We start from the raw sequence: 24,182 nt of genomic DNA, 5'->3' as shown, positions 1-24,182 counted from the left end.
TCAGTGGGGCGACGCCGGCGAGCGGCGGCTCGCTCGTCAAAGGGGTGGCTGCGGCGTGCGGCGGCTCGCTGGTGAGGGGTATGGCGTCGGCGTACGCGGGTTCGCCGGCGAGCGGGCCGGGACCCGGCACCTGTTCGGTCAGGGCGGAGAGCAGAAGCTGCGCGGCAGCGGGCATGGCGGCCTCCTGGCCGTGGACAAGTGGACACAGCAGGCCTACCCAGCGGACGGGGCCGCAGACATAGGCGCTACAACAACGACCCCAACGTGCCCTGGGTCACATTCCGTTCCTCAGGGGCCGGTTGCCCCTAAACCGTCCGCCATTTTCGGCCATCCGGCGCCATCTCTGCTGTGGCCCACCGATCACTGACCACACCTCACCCCATCCACCACATCGGGCATATGAGGCACAACGGTCACACACATTGACACCCTCGCGCCCGGGTGGTGGGCTCGGAGCCCATCGATGGGAGCGAGGGAGTACGGCATGCAGCTCAGGCGCAGAAAGCAGGCGGCGGCCGTCGCGGCCGCCGTGCTCGGCGGACTGCTCTCCACAGGCACCCCGGCCGCCTTCGCCGCACCCTCGGCCCCCGGCTCACCCGCTGTTTCGACATCCGACCGTACGGACGACGGCGCGCTGCCCACCGTGTGGCCGCGCCCGCAGACCATCAAGGCGTCCGGGGCCGCCGTACCGCTCACCACCGAGGTGACCCTCCTCGCCGGCGCGCGCACCGGTCCGTACGCCCTCGACGCGGCCCGGCAGGTGCTGCTCGACGCGGGCGTACGGACCGTCCACGAGGCGCTGCCGGGCCGCGGGCCGGTCATCCGGCTCGGCGGCGACGACGCCCAGGACGCCCTGCGGGCCCTGCGCGCCCCGGAACGCGCCGATCTGCCGTCCGGCGGCTACCGGATCGCGGTCGGTACGGTCGCGGGCCGCCCCACCGTCGCCCTGGACGGCCTCGGCGACGACGGCCTCTTCCACGCCGTGCAGACGCTGCGTCAGCTGATCCGGAACGGAAGTGTCGCCGGGGTCACCGTGCGGGACTGGCCGGCCACCGCCGTACGCGGCATGACCGAGGGCTTCTACGGGCATCCGTGGACGCGCGCGGAACGGCTCGCGCAGATCGACTTCATGGGGCGGACGAAGCAGAACCGGTACCTCTACGCGGCGGGCGACGACCCGTACCGGCAGGCCCGCTGGCGCGATCCGTACCCCGCCGAACGGCGCGCCGACTTCCGGGCACTGGCCGAACGGGCCCGCGCCCAGCATGTGACGCTCGGCTGGGCGGTCTCCCCCGGCCAGGCCATGTGCATGTCCTCGGACAGCGATGTGAAGGCGCTGACGCGGAAGATCGACGCCATGTGGGCGCTCGGCGTGCGCGTCTTCCAGCTGCAGTTCCAGGACGTCAGCTACAGCGAATGGCACTGCGACGACGACCGGGACACCTTCGGCAGCGGACCCGAGGCGGCGGCCAGGGCCCAGGCGCGGGTCGCGAGCAAGGTGGCGCAGCATCTCGCGGACCGGTACCCGGATGCGGAGCCGCTGTCGGTGATGCCGACGGAGTTCTACCAGGACGGGGTCACCGACTACCGCGCGGCTCTCGCAAAGGAGCTGGACGACCGCGTGCAGATTGCCTGGACCGGCGTCGGGGTCGTGCCGAGGACCATCACCGGCGGGGAACTGGCCGGTGCGCGCGCCACGTTCCGGCATCCGCTCGTCACGATGGACAACTACCCGGTCAACGACTACGCACAGGACCGCATCTTCCTCGGCCCGTACACCGGCCGGGACCCGGCGGTCGCGATCGGCTCGGCGGCGCTGCTCGCCAACGCGATGGAGCAGCCGTCCGCGTCCCGCATCCCGCTGTTCACCGCCGCCGACTTCGCCTGGAACCCGAAGGGCTACCGGGCGCAGGAGTCCTGGCAGGCGGCCATCGACGATCTGGCGGGCGGCGACGCCCGCACCCGGGACGCGCTGCGGGCGCTGGCCGGGAACAGCGCGACGTCCGTGCTGGGTGGCGACGAGTCGGCGTATCTGCGGCCGTTGTTCGCCGCGTTCTGGAAATCCCGTACGACGGCGGACGCCACGGCGCGGGCCGACGCGGCACGCGAGCTGCGGGCCGCTTTCACGGTGATGCGGGAGGCCCCGCAGCGGCTGAAGGGACCGGCGGACGGGCGTCTCGACGACGAAGTGCGGCCCTGGAGCGAGCAGTTGGCCCGGTACGGGCGGGCGGGCGAGCTCGCCGTCGATCTGCTGCAGGCCCAGGCACGCGGCGACGGTGCGGCCGCATGGAAGGCGTCGCTGGACCTGGAGCCGCTGTGCACAGCGATCAAGGCGAGCGGGGCGACGGTCGGCAAGGGGGTGCTCGACCCCTTCCTGGACCGGGTGCGCAAGGAGGCCGACAGCTGGACCGGCGCGGACCGTTCCGCCGGCACGGTGACCACGGCGCCGGGCAGCCATACGGTCCGGCTGAACCGGGCCCGCCCGGTGGAGACGGTGACCGCGATGACCGTACCCGGCAGCGGAGCCGCGGCGGACGCGCGGCTTGAGGCCCATGTGCCGGGCGAGGGCTGGCACCGCCTCGGCCTGCTGTCGACGACCGGCTGGACCCAGACGGCGACCAAGGGCCTGCGGGCCGACGCGATCCGGATCAGCTGGGCGACGGGTGCCGCCGTGACCGCCCCCGGCGTGAGGGCGAACACGCTGCCACCGGCGGTCTCCGGAACCATCCCCGAAGCCCCGAAGGTACGCGCCCTCGTGCCGTGGTTCGGTGACGAGCCCGCGGCCGGGCTCGATCTCGCACGCGGCGAGACGGACGCCGAGATCGGTGGCCGGCCGCAGCGGGTCGCGGCGCGGCTCGCCGCCCGCCGCCCCGCCGAGGTGCGCGGCGCACTCACCGTGAAGGCGCCCCGGGGCATCGAGGTGAGCATCCCGAAGCAGACGACGGTGCCGCGCGGGTCGCGTACCGACGTCCCCGTGGAGATCACCGTCCCGGCGGGCACCCCTGCCGGTGAGTACGAGGTGCCGATCAGTTTCGGCAGTGAGGAGAGCACCCTCACCGTGCGGGCCTACCCGCGGACCGCCGGGCCCGATCTGGCGCGTACGGCCACCGCCTCCTCCTCCGGCGACGAGACCCCGGACTTCCCGGCGGCCGCCGCGTCGGACGGCGATCCGGCCACCCGCTGGTCCTCCCCGGCTGAGGACGGCGCCTGGTGGCAGGCGGAACTGGCGGAGCCCGCCAGGATCGGGCAGGTGGTGCTGCGGTGGCAGGACGCGTACGCCGCCCGCTACCGCATCCAGGTCTCCGCGGACGGCCGCAACTGGCGCACGGCGGCGACCGTCCGGGACGGCAAGGGCGGGCGCGAGTCCGTCCGCATGGACGCGAAGGACACCCGCTTCTTGAGGATTCAGGGCGACGCCCGCGGCACCGAGTTCGGCTACTCGCTCTGGTCGGTGGAGGCGTACGCCGTCGCGCAGTAGCCGCGCACCGGCCGTCCCGCGAGCCGGGCGGCTACCCCTCACCGCCCTCGACCGCTGACACATCACCCTTTGCTTCAAGGAGAGTTGACCTGGCGCCGGTTTACCATCATCAACTATTCACTCAGTACATGTACTGCGTATAGAGTCGCCGCATGAGCATCCGCCATGTCCTTCTGGGACTGCTCGCCGGAGGGTCCAGCCACGGCTACGACCTCAAGCGGCGGTACGACGAACGATTCCCACAGGCCCGCCCGTTGGCCTACGGCCAGGTCTACACGACCCTGCAACGACTGGTGCGCGACGGACTGGCCGCCGTGGAAGGCACCGATTCCGACGGAGGACCCGAGCGCACCCTCTACCGTTCCACGGACGAGGGAGCACGCGAACTGGCCAGGTGGGCCGCCGAGATCGCCCCACCGGCCCCCTTCGTGGCGAACGAGATCTTCGCCAAGGTCGTGGTCGCGATCCTTGTCGCCACAGCAGCCGGCGACACCGACCGCACAGCCGACGCGGCCGGCTATCTCCAGGCCCAGCGCACCGCCCACATGGCGCGGCTGCGCGAACTGACCACGCTCAAAACCACACCAGGCGCAGGCCTCGGCACGGTGCTCTCCGCCGACTACGCCATCGCCCACCTGGACGCCGACGTGCGGTGGATGACCACCACCGCAGGCCGGCTCACTTCTCTGACCGCGGAGGTCGACGCATCATGAGTACGCGAACCGAGCAGCAACCCGGCGGAACGACGCCCCTGCTCACGGCCACCGGGCTGCGGAAGTCGTACGGGAAGGCGGAGGCGCTGCGCGGCGCGTCGGTCGATCTCCACGCAGGGGAGATCCTCGCCGTCACCGGTGCCAGTGGCAGCGGGAAGTCCACACTGCTGCACTGCCTGGCGGGGATCGTCCGACCCGACAAGGGTTCGGTGTCGTACGGACAGGAGCGGCTCGACCTGCTGTCCGAGGCGCGCCTCGGCGAGCTGCGGCGCACCGACTTCGGGGTGGTGTTCCAGTTCGGGCAGCTGATCCCCGAGCTCACCGCCGTCGACAATGTGGCACTGCCGCTGCTGCTCGCCGGAACCTCCCGCGCGGCTGCGCTGACCCGGGCGGGTGAGTGGCTGGAGCGCTTCGGGGTGCGCGGTCAGGCCGAACTGAGGCCCGGCGAGCTGAGTGGCGGTCAGGGTCAGCGCGTCGCACTGGCACGGGCGCTGGTGACCGGGCCGAAGGTCGTCTTCGCGGACGAGCCGACCGGGGCGCTCGACTCGCTCGCCGGGGAACAGGTGATGACCGCTCTGGTGCACGCCGCTCGCGAGGCCGGCATCGCGGTGCTGCTGATCACCCATGACGCCCAGATCGCGGCGTACGCGGACCGCGAAGTGTGGCTGCGGGACGGGGCGCTGCACGCCGACGCCGCACAGCTGCCGGCCCGGGAAGCCGTCGGGGAGGCCGCCCGCCATGAAGGCTGACCTCCGCATCGCATGGATCCTGACGCGCGGCTCGGACCGCCGCGAGTGGTGGCGGATCTCCCTGACCGCGCTGGGCGCCCTGCTCGCCACGGGGTTCGCCCTCGCGGCGGTCACCGTCGCCGCCGTCTCCGGGCAGGTATCGGTCCCGTTCGCGCACGGCCTGTTGAATCAGCCGGGCCAGCGCGCGGGGGTGGTGGTCACGCTGCTGCTCCTGCTCGTCCCGGTGCTCGGCTTCCTGGGCCAGTGCGCCCGCATCGGCGCCGTCCACCGCGACCGGCGGATGGCCGGACTGCGGCTCGCCGGGGCGTCCCCCGCGCAGGTACGGCGCATCTGCGCGCTGGAATCCGCGTTCACGTGTCTGGCGGGATCGGCCGGCGGCGCCGTCGTCTTCGCCGCGTTCCTCTCCGGGTACGACCACATGCCGCCGCCCGGGGCGTGGTTGGCCTTCGTGGCTGTCGTTCTCGCCGTGCCCGTGCTGGCCGCGCTGGTGAGCACGGTCGCGTTGCGCAGGGTGATCGCCTCCCCGCTCGGCCACGTACGCCGGGTGCGGCCGGACCGGGGCCGCGGAAGGCCGGTGGCACTGCTGGTGGCCGTGGCACTGATCGCCGTACTGACCTGCCTCGCCGGGCTGCGGGGCAGCCGTCCCGGCGCCGTGACCGTCCCGCTGCTGGTGTTCGCCGTGGTGATCCTCACCGGGGCCGGCGCGATGTGGCTGGCTGGGGCGACGGCCGCATTCATGGGCCGGCGGCTGACCGCCCGCGCCAAGAGCCCGGCGGTACTGATCGCCGCAGGCCGGTTCGGGGACGACCCCTGGGCGGCTGCGCGCACCCATGCCACGCTCCTGTTGGTGACCGTGGTCGGGGTGGGCTTCGTGGGAGTGCGGGACGTGCTGCTGGACGAGCTGCGCCGGCAAACCGACTCCTTGGGCGAGAGCCTCGCCTTCTACACCACGGGGATCGATCTCGCCGGAGCCGCCGTCCTGGTGGCCCTGGCCATCGGCCTCTTCGCGGTCGCGGTGGGCACCGCGGAGTCCGTCGCCAGCCGCCGTCGGGGGCTCGCCGCGCAGGTCGCGACCGGCGTACCCCGTGCGGTGCTGGCCCGGGCCCTGCTGCTGGAGACCGCGCTGCCGCTGGCGCCGTCGATGCTGCTCGCGGGCATCGGGGGCATGGCGGTGCACCTCGGATACGCCGCTCTCGTGGCGCCCGGGTACGTTCCGTCGGCGCTTCCGCTGCTCGTGCCCGTGGCGGTGTACGCCGCCTGCCTGCTGGCCGCGGCGACATCGCTGCCGCTGCTGCGGCGTGCGGCGCACCCCGCGGAGCTGCGGTTCGCGTAGCGAGCGACGGCGCTGCGCGAAACCGCGTCCCCCGGACGTGCGAAAGCCCGGATCGTCAGGCTGAAATGCCGTCGATCCGGGCCATGGCGTCGTCCGCGCCGAAGGGTTGCAGGTACGGCAGCCAGCGCGGGTCCCGGTGCCCCGTCCCGATGATCCGCCAGGCGAGTCCCGTCGGCGGGGCGGGCTGCTGGTGCAGCCGCCAGCCGATCTCCGGCAGATGCCGGTCGGCCTTGAAGTGGTTGCAGCGGCGGCAGGCCGCCACCACGTTGTCCCAGGCGTGCTGTCCGCCTCGGCTGCGGGGGATGACATGGTCGACGCTGGTCGCGGCGGCGCCGCAGTACATGCAGCGCCCGCCGTCCCTGGCGAAGAGCGCCCGGCGGGTCAGTGGAACGGGCCCCCGGTAGGGAACCCGTACGAACCGCTTCAGGCGGACGACGCTGGGGGCTGGGATGGCGCGGGTGGCGCTGTGCATGAGGGCGCCTGACTCTTCAAGGCAGATGGCCTTGTTCTCCAGGACGAGGACGAGCGCGCGGCGGAGCGGTACGACGCCGAGCGGCTCGTACGACGCGTTGAGAACCAGGACATGCGGCACGGTGGATGCCTCCTTGTACGCCGGCGGCGCGTGGCTCGCGCCGGGACGATCCGATCTCAGTCTCTCCTCATGCCTGGTCAATCCGCCACCACGTGCGGGTAACGGGCCGGAAGGATTTTCCCGGGCCCCTGCCGTCCGCACGGCCCGCAAGCGCCGGAACAGGGGCTCAAGAGGCCGTTGCCGGAGCGGTCCCGCGATCGATGTGGGATCGGCCACACCCGGCCTCGCACCCCGTTCCCGAACCGGCTGCCCCTTCCTTATCCCCGGCTGAGACGTGCCTCTCCCCTCCGTCACTGAAACGGAGCACTCCCGATGCCCCGTTAGTGTGGTTGGGCAGCCCACGTCCATCTGGAGGTTCCGCCGTGTCCCTGTCCGCCCTGTTGGCCGCAGCACCGTCACCCGAGCCCGGCGGCTCGCTGGACGAAGCCGCCAAGCAGGCCGGCCACGCCGCGGGCTGGGTGGAGGAGAACTGGTCCACCTGGCTGAACACCGGTCTGCGCATCGTCCTCATCGTGGTCATCGCGGTCATGTTGCGCATCGCGATCCGCCGTGCTCTCACCAAGCTCATCGAGCGGATGAACCGCAGCGCCCAAGCCGTCGAGGGCACCGCTCTCGGCGGCCTGCTGGTCAATGCGGAACGCCGCCGTCAGCGCTCCGAGGCGATCGGGTCCGTACTCCGTTCGGTCGCTTCGTTCCTGATCCTCGGTACGGCCGCCCTGATGATCCTGGGCGCCTTCCAGATCGATCTGGCGCCACTGCTCGCCTCGGCCGGTGTCGCCGGTGTGGCATTCGGTTTCGGTGCGCGCAACCTCGTCACCGACTTCCTCTCCGGCGTCTTCATGATCCTTGAGGACCAGTACGGCGTCGGGGACACCATCGACGCGGGCGTCGCCTCCGGTGAGGTCATCGAGGTCGGTCTGCGGGTCACCAAGCTGCGCGGTGACCACGGTGAGATCTGGTACGTCCGCAACGGCGAGGTGAAGCGGATCGGCAACCTCAGCCAGGGGTGGTCGACCGCCGGGGTGGATGTGCAGGTACGCCCCACGGAGGACCTCGGTCGGGTACGTACGGTGATCACCGAGGCCGCCGGGCTGATGGCCAAGGAGGACCCGTGGAACGAGCGCCTGTGGGGTCCGGTGGAGATCCTCGGGCTGGACTCCGTGCTCCTGGACTCGATGACGGTCCGGGTGACCGCGAAGACGATGCCGGGCAAGGCGCTGGGCGTGGAGCGCGAGCTGCGCTGGCGGATCAAGCTGGCCTTCGACGAGGCGGGCATCCGGATGGTCGGCGGCGTGCCGGCCCAGCCGGACGAGCCCTCGTCGGCCGACCCGACGGCCGGGACGGCTGCCCCGTCCGCGTATGCGTCGACGACGTCCCCGCAGTCGCTGGCCACGACACCCATCCCGCCGTCGAACCTGGCCAAGTAGCACTGCGGAACCACGGGCGCCCCGACAGGCTCTGAGGGCCTGTGGGGCGCCCTTCGGCGTGAAAACGGGTTGAGCAGCAGTGGCGGGCAGCAGTTGACACCGGGACGGGCCCCGGGCGGCAGCACCGGAGGCCGGGGCTCGGAAGCAGCTCTGTCCTGGCCCGCCCGAGGGGTGCCGGGTGGCCGGGCCCGGGCAGCGCTCCCGCCCACCCGCCCCAGGAACGGCACGACCGGACTCGGCGCCACCGGCCGTACCGCTCCGCCCAACCCCGCGGAAGCGGGCCCGCTTCGGCCGGAATCCCCGGATAACGCTTTGGTTGCCACCGGCGCTCTGCCCATTGACGCGTCGGTGACGTGCGCCCTACCGTCCTCTCACCGAATAGGAAACTTTCCTAACAGAGGGGCAGGTGCAGCACGCATGGCCGGAACCACACCGGGAACCCCCCGCGTCCTGCGGGCCATGAACGACCGGGCCGCCCTCGATCTGCTGCTGGAACACGGCCCCCTCTCCCGGACCAGGATCGGGAAGCTGACGGGCCTCTCCAAGCCCACCGCCTCGCAGCTGCTGGCCCGTCTGGAGGCGGCCGGGCTGGTCGTCGCCACCGGGACCGTCGCGGGACGGCCCGGCCCCAATGCCCAGCTGTACGCGGTGAACGCCCGTGCCGCCCATGTCGCCGGTCTCGATGTGAACGCCCACCGGATCGTCGCCGCCGTCGCCGATGTGACCGGCGAGACGGTCGGCGAGTTCGAGCTGCGCACCCCCGGGCGGCGCGCCGACAGTGTGGTGCGGCAGGTGGCGGACGCGCTGGACGGGGCCGTCAAGGACGCCGGGCTGACCCGCTCCGATGTGCACCGGGTCGTCATCGGTACGCCGGGCGCCTTCGACCCCGGTACCGGGCGGCTGCGGTACGCCTCCCACCTGCCCGGCTGGCACTCCCCCACCCTCCTCGACGAGCTGGCCGCCTTCCTGCCGATGCCGGTCGAGTACGAGAACGACGTGAACCTCGTCGCGGTGGCCGAGCAGCGGCTCGGCGCGGCCCGCGGCCACGACGACTTCGTCCTGCTGTGGAACGAGGAGGGGCTCGGCGCCGCCCTCGTCATCGGCGGACGGCTGCACCGCGGCTTCACCGGCGGCGCCGGTGAGGTCGGTTTCCTGCCGGTGCCCGGTGTCCCGCTGGTCCGTCAGGTCACCAAGGCGAACTCGGGCGGCTTCCAGGAGCTGGCGGGCGCCCAGGTGCTGCCCCGACTGGCCCGGGAGCTCGGCATCGACGACGAGCCGGCCCGCGCCACCGGTACCCATCACGAGGTCGCGGCCGGCCTGATCACCCGGGCCGCCGCGGCCGCGGAGCAGGGCGAGGACGGCCCATATGCCCGGCTCCTCGAGCTGTTCGCCACCGGCCTCGCGACCGGTCTGGCCTCCATGGTCGCCGTTCTCGACCCCGAACTCGTGGTTCTCTCCGGCGAGTTGATCGCCTCCGGCGGGGAACCGCTGCGCGCCCGGGTGCAACGGGAGCTCGCCGAACTGGCGGCCTCCCGGCCCCGGCTGATCATCGGTGGCGTCACACATCGGCCCGTACTGCGCGGGGCACTGGAGAGCGCCCTCGCCACCACCCGCGACGAAGTCTTCGACACGTCGCGCTGACCCGCCCGCCGCACGTCCGTCCCCTTCCCTGCCCCAACCCTTCATCGGGAGACACCGCCATGTCCGGAAACCGCCGGAAGACGGCCGCCGCGCTCGCCGCAACCGCCGCGATATCCCTTCTCGCCTCCGCCTGTACCGGTCAGAGCGGCTCCGGTGCGCACGATGACGCGTCCAAGGAGACGACCATCACCTTCTGGCACGGCTGGAGTGCCCCGAACGAGGTCAAGGGAATTCAGGCCAACGTCGACGCCTTCGAGAAGGCGCACCCCAACATCCATGTGAAGGTCGTCGGCAACATGACCGACGACAAGATCAACCAGGCGCTGCGGGCGGGCGGTTCGAAGGCCCCGGACGTGGTCTCCTCGTTCACCACGAACAATGTGGGCAAGTTCTGCTCGTCCAAGGCCTTCGTCGATCTGAACCCCTTCCTGAAGAAGGACGGGATCGACGCCGACAAGACGTTCCCCAAGGCGATGAACGAGTACACGCAGTTCAACGGCGTGCGCTGCACCGTTCCGCTGCTCGGCGACGCGTACGGCCTCTACTACAACAAGGACGCGTTCAAGGCCGCCGGCATCACCAGCCCACCGAAGACCTGGCCGGAACTTGCCGCGGACGCGAAGAAGCTGACGAAGGCCAAGGGCGACTCGTACGAGCAGCTCGGCTTCATGCCGAACTACCACGGTTACGAGACGACGACCGAGCACTACCTCGGCGGTTGGAACCCGACCTACTTCGACGGCGACGGCAAATCGAACATCGCCAAGGACCCGGCGTTCGCGTCGATGCTGACCACACAGAAGAAGCTGGTCGACGACCTGGGCGGCTACGCGAAGCTGGAGAAGTTCCGCACCATGTTCGGTGACGAGTGGGGCGCCAAGCACCCGTTCCACACCGGCCAGGTGGCCATGCAGCTGGACGGCGAGTGGCGGCTCGGCATGGCCGAGGACACCAAGCCGAAGTTCGAGATCGGCGTGGCTCCGATGCCCGTCGCCGACGACGAGGCCGACACCTACGGCAAGGGCTACCTGACCGGCACCATCGCCGGTATCGCCGCCACTTCGCAGAAGCAGAACGCGGCCTGGGAGCTGGTGAAGTTCATGACCACCGACACCGACGCTGTGGTCGACTTCGCCAACGCCATTCACAACGTTCCGTCCACGCTGGCGGCGCTGAAGTCGCCGAAGCTGAAGTACGACCCGCGGTTCAAGACCTTCCTGGACATCGCCGCGAACCCGAAGAGCACCACCACCCCGCCCTCGGTGAACGGCGGCGCGTACCTGGTGTCCCTGCAGAACCTCGGATTCGACATCGAGAAGGGCAAGCAGACGGACATCAAGGCGGGCCTGGAGAAGACCGCCGAGGAAATCGACGCGGCGATCGCACAGGCGAAGTAGAACCGCGATGAGCACGTACACACTGCGCTCGAAGCGCCGCCGCGCGGCGCTTCGAACTGCGGCCTTCATGTCGCCGTGGCTGATCGGATTCTGCGTCTTCTTCGCCTACCCGCTGATCTCCACGGTCTATTTCTCCTTCACCCAGTACGACGGCTTCGCGCCCCCGAAGTTCGACGGCCTGAAGAACTGGTCGTACGTCTTCAACGAGTACCCGTTGTTCTGGCCCGCCCTCCGGAACACGCTGTGGCTGGTCGCGGTCATGGTCAGCTGCCGGGTCGTCTTCGGTCTCGGCGTCGGGCTGCTGATCACCAAAATCAAGACCGGTACGGGCGTCTTCCGGACCCTGTTCTACCTGCCGTACCTGGCGCCACCCGTCGCCGCGACCCTGGGCTTCGTCTTCCTGCTCAACCCGGGTACGGGGCCGGTCAATTCACTCCTCGGCGATCTGGGGCTGCCCACGCCGGGCTGGTTCACCGACGCCACCTGGTCCAAGCCGGCCCTGACCGCGCTCGCGGTCTGGGGGGTGGGCGACCTGATGGTGATCTTCATGGCCGCACTGCTCGACGTACCCAAGGAGCAGTACGAAGCGGCGGAGCTGGACGGGGCGACCGCGTACCAGCGGTTCCGCTTCGTCACGCTGCCGAACATCTCGCCGATCGTGATGTTCGCCGTGGTCACCGGGATCATCCAGACGATGCAGTACTACACCCAGCCGCTCGTGGCCGGGAAGGTCGCCTCAGGAGTGATGGGCGGCTCCGGGCAGCAGTTCGAACCGGGCTATCCCGACAAGTCGACACTTTCGCTTCCGCAGCTCGTCTACAACCTCGGCTTCCAGCGTTTCGACTACGGCTCCGCCTGTGTGGTCGCGCTCGTTCTCTTCGTACTCGCCATGGCGTTCACCGCACTGCTGATGCGGCGCCGCAGCGGGCTGATCCAGGCAGGTGAATGACGTGGCGCAGGCTCTCGACACCCTCAAGGCCGCCGGCCCGCCGGCCGGACCGGTCAGCCCGGCCGAGCACGTCGCACGCCGCAAGGCGCTGCTGAACTGGATCGCCGTGCACGCGCTCGGCGTCGCGGCCGCACTCTTCTTCGTGCTGCCGTTCGTCTTCCTGTTCCTCACCTCTCTGATGAGCGACCAGCAGGCGCTGACCCGGGACCTGTGGCCGCACCCCTTCGAGTGGAGCAACTACCGCAAGGTGTTCGACACCCCGGGCTTCCTGACCTGGTGGAAGAACACCCTGCTGTACGCGGGACTCGGCACCGTCCTCACCGTCGTGTCGTCGCTGCCCGTGGCGTACGCGCTCGCCAAGTTCCGCTTCCGCGGCCGCCGGCTGTCCCTGATGCTCGTCATCTCGATGATGATGCTGCCGCCGCAGGTCGTCGTCATCCCGATGTATCTGTTCTGGGCGAAGCAACTGGACATGTCCGGCACGCTCTGGCCGCTGATCATCCCGATGGCCTTCGGTGACGCGTTCTCCATCTTCCTGCTGCGGCAGTTTCTGCTGACCATCCCGAACGAGTACCTCGACGCGGCGAAGGTCGACGGCTGCGGCGAACTGCGCACCCTGCTCAAGGTGGTGCTGCCGATGGCCAGACCAGGCATCGCGGCCGTCGCGCTGTTCCAGTTCTTCTACGCCTGGAACGACTACTTCGGGCCGCAGATCTACGCCTCCGAGAACCCGGCCGCCTGGACACTCAGTTACGGCCTGGAATCCTTCAAGGGCGCACACCACACCGACTGGAACCTGACCATGGCCGCGACCGTACTGGTCATGGCCCCCGTGATCCTCGTGTTCTTCTTCGCTCAAAAGGCATTTGTCGAAGGCGTCACACTGACCGGAGTAAAGGGCTGACTCATGAAGCTCGCAGTAGTTGGTGGCGGGTCCACCTACACCCCTGAACTGATCGACGGCTTCGCCCGGCTGCGGGACACGCTGCCCGTCGAGGAGCTGGTGCTCGTCGATCCGGCAGCCGACCGTCTCGACCTCGTCGGCGGTCTCGCCCGACGGATCTTCGCCAAGCAGGGCCACCCGGGGCGGATCGTCACCACCTCGGACGTCGACGCGGGCGTCGCCGACGCCGACGCGGTCCTGCTGCAGCTGCGCGTGGGCGGCCAGGCCGCCCGCAACCAGGACGAGACATGGCCGCTGGAGTGCGGCTGCATCGGCCAGGAGACCACCGGGGCCGGCGGTCTCGCCAAGGCACTGCGCACCGTCCCGGTCGTCCTCGACATCGCCGAGCGGGTCCGTCGCACCAACCCCGACGCGTGGATCATCGACTTCACCAATCCGGTCGGGATCGTGACCCGGGCGCTGCTCCAGGCCGGCCACAAGGCCGTCGGTCTGTGCAACGTGGCCATCGGCCTCCAGCGGAAATTCGCCAGGCTGCTCGACGTCACCCCCGGTGAGGTGCACCTCGACCATGTCGGGCTCAACCACCTGACGTGGGAGCTCGGAGTGCGGCTCGGCGGCCCTGACGGCGAGGACGTCCTGCCGAAACTGCTCGCCGAGCACGGCGCCGCGATCGCCGACGATCTGCGCATGCCCCGGGCGATCATCGACCGGCTCGGCGTCGTCCCCTCGTACTATCTGCGGTACTTCTACGCCCACGACGAGGTCGTGCGGGAGCTCGGCACCAAGCCGTCCCGGGCGGCGGAGGTCGCCGCGATGGAGAAGGAACTCCTCGCCATGTACGGCGACCCGGCGCTGGACGAGAAGCCCGCGCTGCTCGCCAAGCGCGGTGGCGCGTTCTACTCGGAGGCGGCCGTGGACCTGGCGTCCTCCCTGCTGGGCTCGGGCGGCGCGGCGGTGCAGGTCGTCAATACGTACAACAAGGGGACGCTGCCGTTCCTGCCGGACGACGCGGTCATCGAGGTGCAGGCCCGGGTCGACGGCACGGGGGCGACGCCGCTCGCCGCTGCGGAGCTGGATCCGCTGTACGCGGGGCTGATCGCCAACGTGACGGCGTACGAGGACCTCGCCCTGGAAGCGGCGCTGCGCGGTGGCCGGGAACGGGTGTTCAAGGCGCTGCTCGCCCACCCCCTGATCGGCCAGTTCGAGTACGCCGAGGCGCTCACCGACAAGCTGATCGCGCACAACCGGGAGCACCTCGCGTGGGCGTGAACGCTGCGGTCCTCGCCATCGACGCGGGGAACAGCAAGACCGATGTGGCCTTGATCGGACCGGACGGAACGCTGCTGAGCTCGGTGCGCGGAGGCGGTTTCCAGCCGCCTACCGTCGGCATCGATGTGGCCGTGGACGTCCTGGCCTCGTCGATCGGCGAGGCGCTGGCGAGAGCGCGGGCGTATGGCGAGCCGGTGGAATCCGTCGGGCATGTGTCGGCGTGTCTGGCCAATGCCGATCTCCCGGTCGAGGAGCAGGCGCTCGCCGCGGCGCTGCGGGCCCGGGACTGGGGTCGCACGGTGGAGGTCCGCAACGACACGTTCGCGATACTGCGTGCCGGGGTCGAGGAGCCCCGGGGCGTGGCCGTCGTCTGCGGTGCGGGGATCAACTGTGTCGGCATGGTGCCGGACGGGCGGACCGCGCGCTTCCCCGCCATCGGCCGGATCTCCGGTGACTGGGGCGGCGGTTCGGGGCTCGCCGAGGAGGCCATGTGGTTCGCCTCTCGGGCCGAGGACGGGCGCGGCGAACCGACCGAACTGGCGCGCACCCTGCCCGCGCACTTCGGGCTCGACTCAATGTACGCGCTGATCGAGGCACTGCATCTGGGGCACATCGAGTTCGAGCGGCGGCACGAGCTGACGCCGGTGCTGTTCGCGACCGGCGCGGCCGGGGACCCGGTGGCGCGCGGTCTCGTGCACCGGCTGGCGGACGAGGTCGTCGCGATGGCGTCGGTCGCGCTGACCCGCCTCGGGCTGCTGGACGAGGAGGCACCGGTGGTCCTGGGCGGCAGCGTGCTGGCGGCACGCCACCCGCAGCTGGACGACCGGATCGCCGAACTCCTCGCGGCACGGGCCCCGAAGGCGGTGGTCCGCGTGGTGCAGGAGCCGCCGGTGCTGGGTGCCGGGCTGCTGGGTCTTGACCACACGGGGGCTGCGCCGGAGGTGCACAGCAGGCTGCGTGCGCAGTACGGCTGACACCTCGGCAGACGGGCACTAGGGCCTGTTCTGAGTTCCCCGTCGTCCGCGCGAAGCGCGGGCGCAGCGGCGGTCGGTGCGTGCGATCGGCGTGCGGTGTCGCAGGTCATGTGGCGGAGCCACCTGTCCTGCGGCGCCGTGCGGCGAGCGTGCGTGCCGGGCGTCGGGGCGCAGGCGGGGAACTCAGAACACGCCCTAAGGGGGGCGTCCTGTGGCGATCACGCCGCAGGACGCCCCTTGCGTAAGGGAACCGATCAGTTGTCCCGAACGTGTTCATGAGTGGGGAGATCGGTCCGCTTCGGGGATGGCTCCGCCGATTCGTCTTGATCGGCGGCGCCTGCCTTGATCGAATGCGTGGTACATCCGTGGATCGACGCACGATCCAGGCGTTCCTGGTGTGGATGTCGGTCCCTGCGGCCATACTTCTGGCCGGGTCCCAGTCCTCTGATCGGCCGGGGGAATGGCCACCGTCAGCGACCGAGGGGGAGGTCACGTGACATACCCGCCGAATGTGCGCACGGCGCCGGACCACGTGCCGGCCCAGCCGCCCGCGCCCGCTTCCCTGCCCGCGCCCCGGCGCGGCGCCTGGTCCGAGCCGGCGGCGCGGCTGCGCGCCGCGGCGACGACCGAACCGGGCAGGCTCCAGATCATCGGAGCCGTACTGGCGGCGCTCGTCGTCGCCTTCGGGGCCGTGACGGCGATCGAGGTCTCCGACCGGGCGGCCGCCGCAGACGACGTGGTGAGCCGCAGTCAGCCGCTGAGCGCCGAGGCGGCGAACATCTACCGCTCCCTGGCCGATGCGGACACCGCGGCGGCCAGCGGATTCCTGGCGGGGGCGCAGGAACCGCGCGATGTCCGCGAGCGGTACGACAAGGACATCAAGGACGCGTCCCGGCTGCTGGTGAAGGCGGCGTCCACCACGGACGCCGCGTCGCCGTCCGGCCAGGAGATCGCCACGCTCAACCAGGAGCTCCCCCGGTACACCGGCCTGATCGAGCGGGCCCGCGCCAACAACCGGCAGGGGCTGCCGCTCGGCGGCGCCTACCTCCGGTACGCGAACCAGAAGATGTCCAAGGAGCTCCTCCCCGCCGCCGAGCGGCTCTACACGGCGGAGACCGGACGGCTCGACCAGGACTACGACTCCGCCCGAGCCTGGCCGTTCTTCGCGCTGGGTCTCGGTGCCGTCGCGCTGGGCGGGCTGTTCTGGGCGCAACGGCGCAACTACCGCAGGACGAACCGGGTCTTCAATCACGGGCTGCTCGCCGCGACCGCCGCGACCACGGTGCTCGTGCTGTGGCTGGCCGTGGGACACACGGTCGCACGCGCCGAACTGCGGGACGCCGATGTGCACGGGCAGCAGTCGCTCGATGTGCTCAACCAGGCACGGATCAACTCGCTGAAGGCGCGCGCCAATGAGCTCCTGACCGTGGTCGCCCGCGGCGCGGTGCTCACCGCCGACGGCAAGAACGACAAGTACGAGACCGACTACACCACGGGCATGAAGGCCCTCGGCGATGAGCTGGGGACGGCCAGGAAGCTCGCCGACGACTCCCAGGGGAGCGGGCCGGTGGCGCACGCCATCAGCGGTGTCTCCGAGTGGCAGATCCGCCACCGGACCGCCCGCAAGACCGACGACAGCGGCGACTACGAGGGCGCGCTGAAGCAGATCATCGGGGCGAAGGACTCCACCGGGGAGTCCTTCAACCAGGTGGACGACGCCCTTGAGCAGGCACTCGCCCATGAGCAGGGCGAGTTCACCCGGGCCGCGAAGAACGGGCGCGGGGCGCTCGGCGGGCTGCCGGTCGGGGCGGCGGCTCTCGCCGCGCTGGCCGCGGTCGCCGCGATCATCGGGGTCAACCGCAGGCTGTCGGAGTACCGGTGAGAGGGGGAGCGATGACCAGGACTGGTTCCGCCCGCGCCGGACTGCGCGGCTGGGGCGGCGTGACGGGAATGGCCGTGGCCTGCGCGGTGACGGCCTTGCTCACCCTGCTGCCGCTCTCACACGGCGGCGCCGGCTCCTTGGGCGCCGGCATCTCCGGGACGGGTACGGCGACGGCGGTGCCCGTCCGGGCCGACGACTGCGAGGACCCGGAGGCGAGCCTGCAGCCGTCGAGTGCCGACGGACCGAGCATCGCGAAGATCAAGGCGCGCGGGAAGCTGATCGCGGGGGTGGACCAGAACAGCTTCCGCTGGGGCTACCGCAATCGGGAGACGGGCAGGCTCGAGGGCTTCGACATCGATCTGGTGCGGGCCGTCGCACAGGACATCCTGGGCGACCCCGACAAGGTGATCTTCCGGGCGATCCCCACCAACCAGCGCATCGCCGCCCTGGAGAACGACAAGGTCGACGTCGTCGTGCGAACGATGACGATCAACTGCAGCCGGCTCGACCAGGTTTCCTTCTCCACCGCCTACTTCCAGGCCGGGCAGCAGGTCCTCGCACCGAAGGACTCGCCGATCACGGGATACGACAAGTCCCTCGCCGGCAAGCGGGTCTGCACCGCGGAGGGCTCCACGGCGTACGAGGCGCTGGAGAAACAGTCCTTCGGCGCGGTCTTCAAGGACGAGCACGACGGCACAGAGGCGGACGAGGACCGGCTCACCGTCCCCAACCAGCTGGACTGCCTGGTCCGGCTGCAGCTGGGCGAGGTCGACGCGGTGGTCACGGACAACGCGCTGGCGGCGGGCCAGGCCGCCCAGGATCCGGCCGTCGCCCTCAAGGGCGACAAGCCGTTCACCACCGAGTACTACGGCGTGGCCACGAAGCACGGTGCGAACGACCTGGTGGCCCGGGTCAACCAGGTGCTGGTCGACTACCGCAGGGGTGGTGCGGACAGCCCCTGGATGGTGTCGTACCGGAAGTGGCTGGCGACCGGACTGCCCGGCATAACGGCGCCGCCTGCGCCCAAGTACCGGAGCAATTAGTCCTTGATCCCGCCGGGTCCGCCCGGCGGGGAGAGCGAAGAGGTGATCGATGGGCGTCGCGGGCCCCTTCCCCGGCTACGCGGGGAGGCCCCCCGGCCCGGTCATGGACCGGGACGAGGCGGACCGTGCGCTGGCCCGGCTCGGCACGGAGCACGAGGCGATCGAGACCTCGCTCCTCGCCCTGCAGGACCATGCGGGCCGCCGGCTCCTGGAGGGCGCCGATCTGACCGGTGTCACCAAGGAGCGCTGGGCCGCCACCGAGCAGTCGATCACGCTGCTGTGGGGGTATTTCGACGCCTACGCCGGGGCGATCGACGCGGCACGTGAGATACGGGCCAGACGTCGTTTCCCCAACCGTGACGACCTGCTGGCGCTGACCGAACTTCTGCGCGGCCAGGGCGTCACGGTGGCGTCCACCGCCACCCGGCCCGATCCGTCGATCACCGGTCCGGCCAGACTCTCCGAGCGGTTCACGCTGGAGGAGCTGGTCGCCCGGATGAACGAGCTGTACGCGCGCTCGCTGGACATGGTCGTCGCCTCCGACTCCGTATGGTCCGCGCTGCCCGCCCGGATAGATCTGCTCGCCGCCGAGCTGCACCGGACGCGTTCGCTGGCACACTCCGTCGGCGTCCGTCCCGGGGAACACCCGGCGGGCGACGACCTGGAGTCGATCACCCAGGAGCTGGCCACACTGCGGGTCCAGGTGATCTCCGACCCGCTGGCGTTCTGGCTGCCGGGTCCCGGCAGCGCGGCGCCCGGCGGCGGACGTCCGGACACGACGCGCTACGACCGGGCGGCCCGCGCGCTGGACGACGTGCGGCGGGAGATCGAGGCGGTGATCGCGGTCCGCCAGGACGCCGAGCAGCGCCTGGTCCACCTGCGCGACGTGCTCTCCCGGGCGGACCGCACGCTGGCCGAGGCCCGGTCGGCGCGCGGCGAGGTGCTGGCGAAGATCGCCGCGTCCGAGGTGCCCGCGGTGAGCGGTCCGCCGACCGCGCTGCAGGAGCGGCTGGCCGCCGCGTCGGAGTACCGCAGGCACGCCCAGTGGCACCGGCTCTCCCCGCTGCTGGAGACGCTGGAACAGGAGGCGGAGGACGAACTGCTGCGGGCCCGCGAGTCGCTGTCGGCGGTCACCGCGCCGCTGGCGGTCCGGGCGGAGCTGCGTGGCCGACTGGACGCGTACAAGGCGAAGGTCGCCCGGCACGGGCTGGCGGAGGACCCGGTGCTGATCGAGCGGTACGACGCGGCGCGCCGGATGCTGTGGACTGCCCCGTGCGATCTGCGGGTCGCGGGGCAGGCGGTGCTGCGCTATCAGGAGGCGGTGGCGGAACTGCTGGACGTCCGCCGGTCGTCCGCACCGGAGGACCGGCGATGAGTGCGCGCAGGCATGCGCGCAAGGTGAACGGGCCGCTGCGGCGGCGGGGCGAACAGGGGGACCGATCATGAGTACGCAGTGCCAGCGTCCCGCGTGCGAAGGCGACTACGAGGACATGGGCGGCGGTGAGCTGTACTGCGACATCTGCGGTCTGGCCCCGGTCGTCTCGCCAGTGGGGTCTCCCCTGTCCGACCGCAGCCGGGAACATGGCGATGGGATGGTGAGCTCGCCGCCCACTGGTATCGCGGTCGGTAAGGCGGGCAACAGCAGTTCGGCGCGAAGCAGTTCACGGGCGTCGTCGCGCTCCTCGTCCCGCTCGTCGACCTCGCGGCGTTCGGTCTCGGGGCGGCTCTCCCGGTCCCTGTCGGGGACCTCCACGGCCCGCTCGGTGTCGGTGCGTTCCTCCGGCTCGTCGTCGGGCGCTTCCGGGCGCAACCGGCTGGGCGCCGGCCTGGTGCAGGTGCCGGAGGTGCCGCGGCCCGACCCGCGTTCCGCGGTGATGGAGAACCCGGAGGTGCCGGAGCGGAAGCGGTTCTGTTCGCGCTCCGACTGCGGGGCCCCGGTGGGACGGTCGCGCGGCGAACGGCCGGGACGGACCGAGGGGTTCTGCACCAAGTGCGGCCACCCGTACTCCTTCGTGCCGAAGCTGCGGGGTGGCGACATCGTGCACGGCCAGTACGAGGTGGCGGGCTGTCTGGCGCACGGCGGGCTCGGCTGGGTCTATCTCGCGGTGGACCGTGCGGTCTCGGACCGCTGGGTGGTCCTCAAGGGGCTGCTGGACACCGGCGACCAGGACGCCATGGCGGCCGCGATCTCGGAGCGCCGCTTCCTCGCCGAGATCGAGCACTCCAACATCGTCCGGATCTACAACTTCGTCGAGCACCTCGACCAGCGGACCGGTTCGCTCGACGGCTACATCGTCATGGAGTACGTGGGCGGCAAGGCGCTCAAGGAGATCGCGAACGAGCGCCGCACCGCGGCCGGGAAGCGGGATCCGCTGCCCGTCGAGCAGGCGTGCGCGTACGGCATCGAGGCGCTGGAGGCGCTCGGTCATCTGCACAGCCGCAATCTGCTGTACTGCGACTTCAAGGTCGACAACGCGATCCAGACCGAGGACCAGCTGAAGCTGATCGACATGGGCGCGGTGCGCCGGATGGACGACGAGGAGTCGGCCATCTACGGCACGGTGGGGTATCAGGCGCCGGAGGTCGCGGAGATCGGACCGTCGGTCGCCTCCGATCTGTACACGGTGGCACGGACGCTCGCGGTGCTCACCTTCGACTTCCAGGGGTACACGAACGTCTTCGTGGACTCGCTGCCGGACCCGGACAACATCGAGGTGTTCCGGACGTACGAGTCGTTCTACCGGCTCCTGGTCCGGGCCACGGACCCGGATCCGGCGCGGCGGTTCGCCTCGGCCTCGGAGATGGCGGAGCAGCTGACGGGGGTGTTGCGGGAGGTCGTGGCGTTGCAGACGGGGCGTCCGAGGCCGGCCCTGTCGACGCTGTTCGGTACGGAACTGCGGGTCACGGACACGCAGTTGTTCGCCGAGCTGACGGGCGATGTGTCGCGGCTCGGGGTACGGGCGGAGCCGGCCGGGCGGCGGAAGGGGAAGTGGACGGGTGGATCCGGGGTTCCGGTCGCAGCGGCTGCGGTCGCCGGGTCTCCGGCTGCACCAGGGGCGGTGGCGCACGCGGTGCCGGGGCAGCGGGGTCCGGGGGCTGCCCCGCTGTCGGCGCCTCCCACGCACGTCCGGGGCGGTAACGGCACCGCGGCCGCTCTCCCGTACGCGCCGCCCCGGGCGGCCGTTCCGGCGCCGCGGCCGGCGCCCGCCGCCCCGGGCGCGTACGCCTCGGCCGGCCCGCGGCTGGCCGGGCTCGACGCACGGGCCACCTCGCTCGCCCTGCCGGTCCCCCGGGTCGACGCGGCCGACCCGAACGCGGGATTTCTCGCCGGTGTGATGACGTCTGCACCCTCCGAACTGATCGCCGCACTGCAGGCGGTTCCCGCCGCCTCGCTGGAGACCCGGCTGCGCGAGCTGCGCGCCCGCCTGGAGCTGAACGAACCCGGGGCCGCCGTCCAGACGCTGACGGGTCTGGAGGCGCTGGACGCGGACGACTGGCGGGTCGTCTGGTACCGCGGGATCACCTCGCTGGTGACCGGGGACAACGCGACTGCGGCGCTGTCGTTCGACGCGGTCTACGACGCGTTCCCCGGTGAACCCGCGCCCAAGCTGGCGCTGGGCATCTGCGCGGAGGTCCTCGGCCAGCTGGACAACGCCGCCGAGTACTACCACCTGGTGTGGGTGACCGATCCGAGCTTCGTCAGCGCCGCGTTCGGTCTGGCCCGGGTGCAGATCGCCGCCGGGGACCGGGCCGGGGCCGTGCGGACGCTGGAGTCCGTGCCCGAGGCGTCGATCCACTACACGGCGGCCCGGGTCGCCGCCGTGCGGGCCCGGCTGCGCGAGCGCGCCCCGCACGAGCCGCTGATCGCCGATCTGACGGCGGCCGCCGACCAGGTGGCCGGGCTGCAGAGTTTCGGGCTGGACGCGGTGCGTCGCGAGCAGTTGTCGACGGAGGTGCTGGGGACGGCGCTGGACTGGGTACTCTCCGGGAGTCCCACGGCCCAGCCGCCGGCTCCGCAGTCGCCGTCGCAGTCGCAGGGGCCTGCCGGACCGAGAATGCTGCTCGGCAGTGAGTTGGACGAACGCGGCCTGCGTTTCGGCCTGGAGCGTTCGTACCGGATGCTCGCCCGGCTTGCACAGCGCGGCGACGAGAGGATCGAACTGGTGGAGCGGGCCAACCGTTTCCGCCCTCGGACGTGGGTGTGAAGATGTCGCGGATGCACCAGGAGACCGCCTTGTCGAGGTGTCCCAACTGCGAGGAGCCGCTGGAATCGGGTGACCTGTTCTGCGGCGCGTGCGGGTACGACCTGTCGGTCGTCCCCGCACCGCCGGAGGACCGCCCGACCATCGCGATCACCGTGCCGGTGACCGGTGCGCAAGAGACAGGTGCGCCGATGGCCGGTCCGGGCGGGCACACCGCGGCGGTCTCCGGTTCGGTGGAGTGGTCGGCCGCGCCCGCCGCCGACCGTTCCGAGCCGGCCGCCCCGGCGGGTCCGCCCGCCGGAGCCCGTTTCGACCGGCGGGGCGGGTCGGACGACTTCGAACTGGCCGCGCCCGCAGCACCCGTCGCTCCCGATCCCCGTACCACCGGCGCAGCCCCGGAGCAGGAACGCACGGCGGGCACCAAGCTGTGCGTGGCCTGCCGCGCCGGTCATGTCGACACCGACGGCTACTGCGAGCACTGCGGCCATGCCCAGCCCCGCGAGCGCGACCACATGGAGCAGGAGCTCGGTTCGGTGGCAGCCGTCAGCGACCGCGGTCTGCGCCATCACCGCAACGAGGACTCGTTCGCGGTGTCGACGACCGCCCTGTCGGACGGCTCCCCGGCCGTCGTCGCGATCGTCTGCGACGGCGTCTCCTCGGCAAGCCGCCCCGACGAGGCCTCGGCCGCCGCCGCGACCGCGGCCAACGAGGCGCTGCTGGAATCGCTGCCGCGCGGTGCCCACCCGCAACAGGCGATGCACGACGCGATCGTCGTGGCGGCCGAGGCGGTCAACTCACTGGCCCACGACGACGGCCGGGCCAGGGAGCACGATCCGCACCACCACACGAACGCCCCGGCGTGCACCCTCGTCGGCGCGATCAGCGCCGGTGGACTCCTGGTCGTCGGCTGGGTCGGCGACAGCCGCGCCTACTGGGTGCCGGACGACCGCACTCGCCCGCCCGCACGCCTCACCGAGGACGACTCCTGGGCCGCGCAGATGGTGGCGGCGGGCCTGATGAACGAGGCGGAGGCGTACGCGGACGAGCGCGCCCATGCCATCACGGGCTGGCTCGGCGCCGATGCGTACGAACTGGAGCCGCACACCGCGTCGTTCAAACCGGACCGGCCGGGTCTGGTCGTGGTGTGCACGGACGGGCTGTGGAACTACGCGGAATCGGCGGACGAGATGGCCGCCGCGGTACCCGCCGATGCACACGAACGACCGCTGCACGGCGCCCAGGTCCTGGTGGGTCACGCGCTGGACGGCGGGGGGCACGACAACGTAACAGTGGCTCTGCTGCCGTTCGCCGTGCCGTCACCAGGGGCAGGATCAGCGTAAGACCGACCCGCACATGGGGGGGGTGGGACAAGGAGCGGGGCTGGGTGCGTGCAGATGCAAGGCGGAGGATGGAGGCAACGCGAAGGGGGTCCCCCCATGCCTTCAGAGCTATGGGGGAGTTGTTGACTGACGACAACGCCGCAGATGTGCATGCCCAGCCCCGCGACGCCGCCTCCCGTGTGCCGGTCGGTCTGGGGCCTGTTCTGAGTTCCCCGTCGTTCGCGCGAAGCGCGGGCGCAGCGGCGGTCGGTGCGTGCGATCGGCGTGCGGTGTCGCAGGTCATGTGGCG

General features: G+C 71.3%; 17 protein-coding genes. 16 read left to right on the top strand and 1 reads right to left on the bottom strand.

Annotated features, from left to right (window positions below; all coding sequences use genetic code 11):
• Positions 1-484: 484 nt before the first annotated feature.
• The 4 genes from ACIBB8_RS19590 (at position 485) to ACIBB8_RS19575 (ending at position 6,273) form a co-directional block, all read left to right on the top strand.
• Positions 485-3,478, top strand: coding sequence for a beta-N-acetylglucosaminidase domain-containing protein (locus ACIBB8_RS19590; RefSeq protein ID WP_398953706.1), 2,994 nt, complete (start codon positions 485-487; stop codon positions 3,476-3,478).
• A 152-nt stretch (positions 3,479-3,630) separates the two neighbouring features.
• Entirely contained in the window at positions 3,631-4,191 is a 561-nt protein-coding gene (locus ACIBB8_RS19585; protein ID WP_398953704.1) for a PadR family transcriptional regulator, read from the top strand.
• Positions 4,188-4,940, top strand: coding sequence for an ABC transporter ATP-binding protein (locus ACIBB8_RS19580; protein WP_398953702.1), 753 nt, complete (start codon positions 4,188-4,190; stop codon positions 4,938-4,940). The genes ACIBB8_RS19585 and ACIBB8_RS19580 overlap by 4 nt, the downstream gene beginning before the upstream one ends.
• Positions 4,930-6,273, top strand: a complete 1,344-nt coding sequence (locus ACIBB8_RS19575) for an FtsX-like permease family protein (protein ID WP_398953700.1) — start codon at positions 4,930-4,932, stop codon at positions 6,271-6,273. Before ACIBB8_RS19580 ends, ACIBB8_RS19575 begins: the two co-directional genes overlap by 11 nt.
• 55 nt (positions 6,274-6,328) lie before the next feature.
• Here ACIBB8_RS19575 and ACIBB8_RS19570 read toward each other — a convergent pair whose 3' ends face one another.
• The gene (locus tag ACIBB8_RS19570; protein WP_366132506.1) at positions 6,329-6,865 is read right to left on the bottom strand and encodes an HNH endonuclease; all 537 of its coding nucleotides are present in this window, start codon (positions 6,863-6,865) and stop codon (positions 6,329-6,331) included.
• Between the two features lie 362 nt (positions 6,866-7,227).
• Between ACIBB8_RS19570 and ACIBB8_RS19565 the strand changes: the two genes are divergently transcribed.
• The 12 genes from ACIBB8_RS19565 to ACIBB8_RS19510 all read left to right on the top strand — a co-directional run bounded on the left by ACIBB8_RS19565 (position 7,228) and on the right by ACIBB8_RS19510 (position 23,893).
• Positions 7,228-8,292, top strand: a complete 1,065-nt coding sequence (locus ACIBB8_RS19565; RefSeq protein ID WP_398953697.1) for a mechanosensitive ion channel family protein — start codon at positions 7,228-7,230, stop codon at positions 8,290-8,292.
• A gap of 417 nt (positions 8,293-8,709) precedes the next feature.
• Positions 8,710-9,933 (top strand): ROK family protein, encoded by a 1,224-nt coding sequence (locus tag ACIBB8_RS19560; RefSeq protein WP_398953695.1) that lies wholly within the window; start codon positions 8,710-8,712, stop codon positions 9,931-9,933.
• Positions 9,934-9,992: 59 nt separating this feature from the next.
• On the top strand, positions 9,993-11,330 hold the full coding sequence (locus ACIBB8_RS19555) for an ABC transporter substrate-binding protein (protein ID WP_398953693.1): 1,338 nt from the start codon (positions 9,993-9,995) through the stop codon (positions 11,328-11,330).
• A gap of 7 nt (positions 11,331-11,337) precedes the next feature.
• Positions 11,338-12,279 (top strand): carbohydrate ABC transporter permease, encoded by a 942-nt coding sequence (locus ACIBB8_RS19550; RefSeq protein ID WP_398953691.1) that lies wholly within the window; start codon positions 11,338-11,340, stop codon positions 12,277-12,279.
• Position 12,280: 1 nt separating this feature from the next.
• Complete coding sequence (locus tag ACIBB8_RS19545) at positions 12,281-13,183, top strand: carbohydrate ABC transporter permease (RefSeq protein WP_398953689.1); 903 nt, start codon at positions 12,281-12,283, stop codon at positions 13,181-13,183.
• A gap of 3 nt (positions 13,184-13,186) precedes the next feature.
• Entirely contained in the window at positions 13,187-14,452 is a 1,266-nt protein-coding gene (locus ACIBB8_RS19540; RefSeq protein ID WP_398953687.1) for a 6-phospho-beta-glucosidase, read from the top strand.
• On the top strand, positions 14,443-15,426 hold the full coding sequence (locus tag ACIBB8_RS19535) for an N-acetylglucosamine kinase (RefSeq protein ID WP_398953685.1): 984 nt from the start codon (positions 14,443-14,445) through the stop codon (positions 15,424-15,426). Before ACIBB8_RS19540 ends, ACIBB8_RS19535 begins: the two co-directional genes overlap by 10 nt.
• A gap of 493 nt (positions 15,427-15,919) precedes the next feature.
• A complete protein-coding gene (locus ACIBB8_RS19530) occupies positions 15,920-17,308 on the top strand; it encodes a hypothetical protein (protein WP_398953683.1) in 1,389 nt (462 codons plus the stop codon).
• An 11-nt stretch (positions 17,309-17,319) separates the two neighbouring features.
• Positions 17,320-18,351 (top strand): glutamate ABC transporter substrate-binding protein, encoded by a 1,032-nt coding sequence (locus tag ACIBB8_RS19525; RefSeq protein ID WP_398953681.1) that lies wholly within the window; start codon positions 17,320-17,322, stop codon positions 18,349-18,351.
• 49 nt (positions 18,352-18,400) lie between these two features.
• Positions 18,401-19,726 carry a hypothetical protein gene (locus ACIBB8_RS19520; protein WP_398953679.1) on the top strand — a complete coding sequence of 442 codons (1,326 nt, stop codon included), beginning with the start codon at positions 18,401-18,403 and terminating at the stop codon, positions 19,724-19,726.
• 67 nt (positions 19,727-19,793) lie between these two features.
• The gene (locus ACIBB8_RS19515; protein WP_398953677.1) at positions 19,794-22,556 is read left to right on the top strand and encodes a tetratricopeptide repeat protein; all 2,763 of its coding nucleotides are present in this window, start codon (positions 19,794-19,796) and stop codon (positions 22,554-22,556) included.
• Complete coding sequence (locus tag ACIBB8_RS19510; RefSeq protein WP_398953912.1) at positions 22,553-23,893, top strand: PP2C family serine/threonine-protein phosphatase; 1,341 nt, start codon at positions 22,553-22,555, stop codon at positions 23,891-23,893. The genes ACIBB8_RS19515 and ACIBB8_RS19510 overlap by 4 nt, the downstream gene beginning before the upstream one ends.
• The last annotated feature ends 289 nt before the right edge of the window (positions 23,894-24,182 follow it).

The sequence above is a fragment of the Streptomyces sp. NPDC051286 genome, assembly GCF_044455345.1.
Lineage (GTDB): Bacteria > Actinomycetota > Actinomycetes > Streptomycetales > Streptomycetaceae > Streptomyces.
This window is presented reverse-complemented; position numbering and strand designations above follow the sequence as displayed.